This window comes from bacterium, from assembly GCA_021157605.1.
In the GTDB taxonomy this organism is placed as follows: domain Bacteria; phylum Patescibacteriota; class UBA1384; order JAGGWG01; family JAGGWG01; genus JAGGWG01.
On sequence record JAGGWG010000016.1, the window covers coordinates 35173 to 42925 of the forward strand.

The 7753-nt window shown below is 44.3% G+C and carries 4 protein-coding genes and 1 rRNA gene; all 5 read left to right on the forward strand.

Features of this window, described 5'->3' with window-relative positions:
• The first annotated feature begins 13 nt into the window (after nucleotides 1–13).
• Nucleotides 14–2656: an AAA family ATPase gene (locus J7K05_02355; GenBank protein MCD6195012.1), complete on the forward strand. Its 2643-nt coding sequence runs from the start codon at nucleotides 14–16 to the stop codon at nucleotides 2654–2656.
• A complete protein-coding gene (locus J7K05_02360) occupies nucleotides 2653–2901 on the forward strand; it encodes a hypothetical protein (GenBank protein MCD6195013.1) in 249 nt (82 codons plus the stop codon). The genes J7K05_02355 and J7K05_02360 overlap by 4 nt, the downstream gene beginning before the upstream one ends.
• Before the next feature lie 132 nt (nucleotides 2902–3033).
• Entirely contained in the window at nucleotides 3034–3741 is a 708-nt protein-coding gene (locus J7K05_02365; protein MCD6195014.1) for a hypothetical protein, read from the forward strand.
• 73 nt (nucleotides 3742–3814) lie between these two features.
• Complete coding sequence (locus J7K05_02370; GenBank protein ID MCD6195015.1) at nucleotides 3815–4993, forward strand: polysaccharide pyruvyl transferase family protein; 1179 nt, start codon at nucleotides 3815–3817, stop codon at nucleotides 4991–4993.
• Between the two features lie 188 nt (nucleotides 4994–5181).
• A 23S ribosomal RNA gene (locus tag J7K05_02375) occupies nucleotides 5182–7753 on the forward strand; the annotation flags it as partial.

Genomic DNA, 7753 nt, shown 5'->3' on the forward strand with positions numbered 1-7753 from the left:
AAATAAAACCTTTATGAAGTGTCAACGTTGCGGAAAAAAAGAGGCGCGAGTCAAAATCACTCGTATTGTTAATGGTCAGGTAAAGACTGAGTATCTTTGTGAAGATTGCGCGGCGGAAATAAGGGGAAATAATGGTTTTGATTTTGGTTTTGATTTTTCAGATTTATTCTCTAATTTTTTTGGCGACAGTTTTGGCGGTTCGTTTGGTTCTCCCAGCCGCAAAGAAGAGTATGATATTGAAGGATTCTTTTCCGAAAGATTAAAAGAGGTATTAGAGCGAGCGAAAAAAATAGCTGGCAACAATGGTCAAACTCAAGCAGATACAGAGCATCTTTTGTTAGCTGTTTTAGAAGATAAAGTAGCTCAGAGGATTTTGAGCAAAATAGTTGACCAAAAGAAACTCAAAGAGGAGATTAAAGGATTTATTAAAAAACACAGAGGTAAAGGCAGAAAGGAGGTGGTAGAGTTGGCTCCTCGATCTACAAGGGTTTTAGAATTGGCCTATAAAGAGGCTTATGATTTAGGTCATTCCTATGTTGGTCCTGAGCATTTACTTTTGGCTTTGGGGCGTGAAAAAGAGGGCGTGGCTGGCCAAATTCTATCTGATTTGGGAGTGAGTTATGAAAAAATACTGCGTCGAGTTCGCTCCCTTATTGGCGAAGGTGAGCATAAGGAGGCGGTTAAAAGCCCCACCCCTTCTTTAGACGAGTTTTCCCGTGATCTGACGCAGGAGGCAAAGGAGGGTAAATTAGACCCGGTGATTGGCAGGGAAAAAGAGATTGAGACTACGATTGAGATCTTGTCCCGTCGCACTAAAAACAATCCTGTTCTTATTGGTGAGCCCGGCGTAGGAAAAACAGCTATTGTTGAAGGTTTGGCTACTAAAATTGCTAAAGGGGAAGTGCCTCCCACTTTACAAGGCAAAAGGGTGGTAGCTTTGGATGTTTCCGCTATTTTAGCTGGTACTCAGTACAGGGGGCAGTTTGAGGAAAGGATGAAAAAGATTATTGAAGAGATCAGGGCCAATTCTGATTCTTTAATTATTTTTATTGATGAACTTCATATGATTGTTGGTGCTGGAGCTGCAGGAGAAAGTGGTGCTATTGATGCAGCTAATATGCTTAAACCGGCTTTAGCCAGAGGAGAACTGCATCTCATTGGTGCTACTACTTTAGATGAGTATCGTAAATATATTGAAAAAGATGCGGCACTGGAAAGACGATTACAGCCAATTTTGGTGCCTGAGCCTTCAGTGGGTGAGACAATAGAGATTCTTAAGGGTTTGCGGGAAAAGTATGAAGCCCACCATAAGGTTAAAATTACTGATAGTGCCTTAGTAGCAGCAGCTGAACTTTCAGATCGGTATATAAGCAACCGTTTTCTGCCTGACAAAGCTATTGATCTTTTGGATCAGGCTTCTGCAAGAACGCGGTTAAAGATGACTATAGAGCCTGAAAAAATTAGAAAACTTGATAAACAGATTAAGGATTTAGAAAGGGAAAAAGACCAGGCGGTTTCAGCTCAGGATTTTCGTGAAGCTGCTCGTCTTAAAAAGGAAGTTCAGGAATTGAGAGCGAAAAAGCAAAAGTTAGAAAAAAAGCATAATCTTGATCAAGCTTCAGGTTATCCGGTAGTTACTGCTGAGGAGATTGCTGAGGTTATTTCCAGAGCTACAGGTATTCCTGTATCTCGACTCAGGGAGAGTGAAAAAAAGAAGCTTTTAAATTTAGAAGAAAAAATTCACCAACGTTTAGTTGATCAAAAAGAAGCTGTGCAGGCAGTGGCTAATGCTATCAGAAGGGCAAGGGTAGGGCTAAAAGACAGGCGGCGGCCAATTGGCAGCTTTCTTTTCTTGGGACCTACAGGAGTAGGTAAAACTGAGTTAGCACGCACCTTAGCTGAAGTTCTTTTTGATAATGAAGAAGCCCTAATCCATTTGGATATGTCTGAATATATGGAAAAACATGCGGTCAGTCGTTTGATTGGTGCCCCACCCGGTTATGTAGGGTATGAAGAAGGGGGGCAATTAACAGAGCAGGTTAGACGCAAGCCTTATTCAGTAGTCCTTTTTGATGAGATTGAAAAAGCTCATCCTGAAGTTTTTAATATCCTCCTTCAGGTTTTAGATTCTGGTCAATTAACTGACGGTCAAGGCAGAAAGGTGGATTTTAAAAATACTTTGATAATTCTGACCTCTAATATAGGATCTGATCTTATTAAAACCCAAACTGAAAAAGAGGTGGCTGCTAAAACAGAAGCAGAAAAAAAGCGGGTTTTTGCTGAAACTAAAACAAAAATTGATAAAATTCTCACCAATTATTTCCGTCCAGAATTTATTAATCGTTTAGATGAAATTATCTTGTTCCATCCTTTAGGCAAAAAAGAGATTTTGGAAATTGTTGATTTGCAGTTGGAGACGACTAAAAGGATTTTAAAAGGTCAGAGAATAGAGCTTGAGATTTCCAGAGCAGCTAAAAAATATCTGGCTGAAAAAGGATATGACTCCACTTTTGGAGCCCGTCCCTTAAGGAGGTTGATTCAAACAGAAATAGAGAACCATCTGGCTGAGGAACTTTTAAGGGGCAAGTTTAAAAAAGGAGATAAAATAAAAGTTGATCTCAAAAAGGGAGTTTTAATTTTTAAGAAGAGTAAATGATAATTGTTTGGCGTTTTCTTTTTTTCTGTCTTGCTGTTTTGGTTGGAGTTTTGTTTGTAGTAAAAAGTGATTATTTTGTTCGCCTTTTTGGACACAATGAACTAGCAGAGCGTTATTTAGGAGGAGGGGGGACTTATTGGTTTTGGAAGTTGTTGGGTTTGGCGCTAATTGTTTTAGGTTGTTTAGCTTTGGTAGGGTCTTTGGATTTTGTTTTTTATCCTTTCGGCTCTTATCCTTCTGATTAATAGTTTTCCACAATCTCTGTATTGGCAGTTGTCTTGAATTTTTGTATGCTAATAATTAAGCAATCCCGTTTTGAGTTTTTAAGAAACGGGATTTTTGCCAAAGAAGGATTTAAAAACTAAGAAGGAGGCAAAATGGTAAGTATTTGGAGTTCAGCATTGCAAGAGGCTTATCAAGAGGTTTTTGTCCGTTTGGGAGATTTTGTTCCCCGTCTTTTTGGTGCTGTAGTTGTTTTTGCTGTTGGCTGGTTGGTGGCTTGGTTGTTGCAACGGTTGGTAGACCCTGTTTTAAGAGGAGTGCTTGATCCTGTTTGGGAGGTGACTAAGCTTGAGGATTTGCGCAAGAAATCCAAAATTCAGTTGGATCTAACTGCTTTGGCGGCTCGCTTAGTCTTCTGGGTGGTTTTGGCAGTAGTCTTTTTGGCTACTTTTGAGGTGCTTGGTTTGAGCAGTGTGGCAGATCTCTTTAATCAGGTTTTGGCTTATGTGCCTAATGTAGTTGGCACATTAGTTATTTTAATGATTGGTTTGGTGTTGGCTAATTTTTTGCGGGGCACAGTTAGGGCAGCGATGAATGCTTCAGAGCTTCCTCATGCACAGCTTTTGAGCAGTATTACTTATTGGGCTGTGGTTGTTTTTGTTGTTGTTGCTGGTTTGATCCAGTTGGGTATTGCTCAAGAGCTTTTGCTCATTCTCTTTCAAGGGTTGGTAGCCGCTTTGGCTATTGCTGTTGGTCTTTCTTTCGGATTTGGAGGACAGGATTATGCCAAGAGAGTTTTGGGTGTTTTTCAGAAAGAAATGACAGAGGAAGAGAGAGAAGAAGAGGAAGATGAGGAGATTTAGAGTTAAAGCAAAAATTAGAATGAATAGATTGGGGGGAGTTTGTCTCCCCCCAATCTTGTAAAAAGGTTTGTAAATGAACAGCAATAATAAGGTCAAGATATTTCTTAGAGGTGCATATAATAGTTTTAATCTTGGTGATGATCTTTTATTGTTTGGGGCTTTAGGTTTTTTAAAAGAATTGAAAAAAAAGGAAAAGAGAAAACTTGAAGTTTATATCCATAAAGGACAAAAGAGTTTTTGGAAGCTTAACTTTCCTTACACTCTGCCTTTATTTTCTTCTGCAGCTTCTTTGGTACACCAGTGGGAGAAAGAAGAGAGACGTTTGTCTCAATCCGCTTTTTGGTTTAGGCGTTTTAGAAAAATTGTTTTAGTTTTCAAAATAGGTTTAAAGTTGTTGTTTCCTTTTTGGTCTTTTCCTGAGATTCGTTTTTACCGTTCTTTAGATATAGTTTGGTTTTTAGGGGGAGCTTATTTGAATTCTTTTAGCCGTTCTTTTCTTTATTTAGAGTACTTTAATCTTGTTTTTGCCAAAAGAGTTAATTTCAAGCTTAAAGTTATAGGTAGCGGTATGCAGTGGGGTCCTTTCAGGAGCAGGTTTGATATTTGGGTGGCAAAAAGAATGGCTTTTTTGTTTGATAAAATTATTGTTAGAGACAAAAAATCTTTTGCGCTTTTGCGTTCTTGGGGGGCAAAGGTAGAATTGGGTGAAGATGATTTGTGGCTAGGAGTTCCATTTTTTAAGCAGTATAGATCGGTTAACAAAAAGGGTATTGCTTTGAACTTGCGTTTTCGCTCAGGAGAACCGTCGAAAAAACAAAAACAAGATTTGAAAAAGTTTTTACTCTCACTACCTTTTTCTTTATCAAGAGCTGTTTTCTTTTCTTTGCGGGAGAGAAGGTTTTTTGAAGATCGGCGTCTTCTTGCTCAAATTGATCTTCCCTCGTTAAAAATAGTTAATCCTTATAAAGTGGGATGGAGAGTGTTTGTACAGGAGCTCTCCTCTAAAAAAGAGGCTGTGGGAGGAGCTTTTCACTTTATTTTGCTGGCTTTGTTTTTAGGACTTAGAGGATATCTTTTTTTTACAGATGCCTATTATTGCCAAAAATATCAAATTTTGCCAAAACTAAGAGTTGCCAACAAGAAGGGTATAAAGGTTGGTTTCTTGTCACCTTTAGACTCTGGGGAAATAGAAAAAAGATACGCAAAACACCGGGTGCATTTAGAGAGAATTTTCTCAGGGATAATCTCTTGACAGGAAAAAGAAAGGGGGGTAGAATTTTTAACAGAGGTTTTTATGATAAAAGTAAAATTTAAGGAGGCCACTTAGGTGTATTTTTAAGTTTTTGAAGGTATGCCTAAGTCTGGTCTCTCTGGGGCCAGATTTTTTTAGCAGAAAGCACTTTGAAAAGAGAGTAGATGATCCTGCCCTAATTCCTTTAGGGCAAAGCGCAAGGCAGATGGTGGATGCCTTGGTAGCAAAAGTCGACGAAGGGCGTGGTAGGCTGCGATAAGCCTCGGGGAGTGGCCAAACACACTTTCATCCGAGGATTCCCGAATGGGGAAACCCACTCTGCTGTTGAGGCAGAGTACCTCTGCTTTTAGCAGGGGGGAGAACCCGGCGAACGGAAACATCCAAGTAACCGGAGGAAAAGAAATCAAAAGAGATTCCCTTAGTAGCGGCGAGCGAACAGGGAAGAGCCTAAACTCCGTCCCGCCTCTGGCGGGATGGGGGGTTGTGGGACCTCAAAAGGTTTAATCGAAGATAGGGGAAAAGCTCTGGAAAGAGTTGCCAAAGAGGGTGATAGCCCCGTACTCGAAATCTTGCGATTAAATCTGGAGGTATCCCAAGTACTGTCGGACACGAGAAATCCGGCAGGAATCAGGGGCGGACAAGCCCTAAGGCTAAATACTTTTGCTGCCAATAGTGAACTAGTACCGTGAGGGAAAGGTGAAAAGTCCCCCGGTGAGGGGAGTGAAATAGAACCTGAAACCATCTGCTGACAAGGAGTGGGAGTCCCGCCAAGGCGGGATGACCACGTGCCTTTTGGAGAATGAGCCCACGAGTTACCTTTAAGGGCAAGCTTAATCCCACTGAGTGGGGAGAGGCGTAGGGAAACCGAGTCTGAATAGGGCGTTAAGTCCTTGGAGGTAGACCCGAAACCGGGTGAGCTACCCCTGAGCAGGGTGATCCCCCGCCTTTGGCGGGGGGGAGGCCCGAACCCAATCCGGCGGCAAACGGATGGGATGACTTGGGGGTAGGGGTAAAATGCCTATCGAACCCGGAAATAGCTGGTTCTCGCCGAAATAGCTTTAGGGCTAGTCTTCCGTAAAAATCCCTTTGGGGGTAGAGCTCTGGATGGAGTAGGTGGGGTTGACCTATCTGCTCCAATCAAACTCCGAATACTAAAGGGATCTGGCGGAAGAATCAGAGCATAGGGGCTAAGCTCTATGCTCGAGAGGGAAACAGCCCAGACTGCCATCTAAGGGCCCTAAACGGAAGCTAAGTGGTAAAGGTAGTTTCTTTCCTCAGACAGACAGGAGGTTGGCTTAGAAGCAGCCATCCTTTAAAGAAAGCGTAATAGCTCACTGTTCGAGGGAAGAGGCGCCGAAAATGTAACGGGGCTTAAGCTTCCTCCCGAAGATGCGGACCTCCTGCTTTTGGCAGGAAGGTGGTAGGCGAGCGTTCTTGTCGCAGCGAAGTTTCGTCGCGAGGCGGAGTGGAGCGGCAAGAAGTGAGAATGTGGGCATGAGTAGCGCACATCCGCGCAAGAATCGCGGACCCCAAAAACCCAAGGTTTCCTCCGCAATGTTCGTCAACGGAGGGTTAGGCGGTCCTAACCTCGTTCTGCTTTTGGCGGGGCGAGGGAAGGGCAGACGGTTAATATTCCGTCCCTTCCACGCTGTTGTTTTGGAGGGACGCTCTGAGATGCTTTGTGGCAGGTATTGGAGTTCTGCTGCAAGGATAATCAGGGACCGGAAAACTTCCATAACTTATGCAGCGTGGAAACCGTACCGCAAACCGACACAGGTGGGTGAGGCGAGAAGCCTCAGGGGAACGGGATAACCCTCGAGAAGGAACTCGGCAAGAAAGCGGCCGTAACCTCGGAATAAGGCCTCCCCCGTCTTTGGCGGGGGCGCAGCGAAAGAGCCCAAGCGACTGTTTACCAAAAACACAGGTCCCTGCGAAGCCGCAAGGCAAGGTATAGGGGCTGACGCCTGCCCAGTGCCGGTTCGTCAAGGGCGAGGGTGACTTTCTCCCGCCAAAGGCGGGGGAAGGAAGCCTTTGCTTGAAGCACCGGTAAACGGCGGCGGTAACTGTGACCGTCCTATGGTAGCGAAATTCCTTGTCGTGTAAGTTACGACCCGCACGAATGGCGTAACGACTTGGGCACTGTCTCCTCGAGGGGCCCGGTGAAATTGCATTGCCGGTAAAGATGCCGGCTACATGCGGCAGGACGGAAAGACCCCGTGGAGCTTTACTATAGCTTGATATTGACTTTCCGACTTAGATGCGTAGCATAGGTGGGAGGTTATGATCCCTTGCTTCTGGGCGAGGGGGAGCCGCCAGTGAAATACCACCCTTCTTGGTTGGTGAGTCTAACCCCGCCAAAGGTGGGGGACAGTGTCAGGTGGGTAGTTTGGCTGGGGCGGCCGCCTCCTAAAAGGTAACGGAGGCGTCCAAAGGTCGGCTATTCTGCGATGGAAACGCAGAAGTTAGTGCAAGGGCATAAGCCGGCTTAACTGCGAGGCCTACAAGCCAAGCCTCTGAAAGTTATTTTTCAGAGCGTTGCTCCTGGATTTTTCTAGGGGCAATGAGAGCCGAAAGGCGGGCCTAGTGACCCGACGCGCTGGCTTGTCTTCCAGCCGGAGATCAACGGATAAAAGCTACCCCGGGGATAACAGGCTAATCTCCCCCAAGAGTTCACATCGACGGGGAGGTTTGGAACCCCGATGTCGGCTCACCACCACCTGGCACCGACCACGGCCCCCACCACTCCCCCGCCCCCCCAAC

Bases quoted from the DNA above. Each gene is read 5' to 3' on its own strand.
- J7K05_02355 (MCD6195012.1), top strand. From the start codon at position 14: ATGAAGTGTCAACGTTGCGGAAAAAAAGAGGCGCGAGTCAAAATCACT.
- J7K05_02360 (MCD6195013.1), top strand. From the start codon at position 2,653: ATGATAATTGTTTGGCGTTTTCTTTTTTTCTGTCTTGCTGTTTTGGTT.
- J7K05_02365 (MCD6195014.1), top strand. From the start codon at position 3,034: ATGGTAAGTATTTGGAGTTCAGCATTGCAAGAGGCTTATCAAGAGGTT.
- J7K05_02370 (MCD6195015.1), top strand. From the start codon at position 3,815: ATGAACAGCAATAATAAGGTCAAGATATTTCTTAGAGGTGCATATAAT.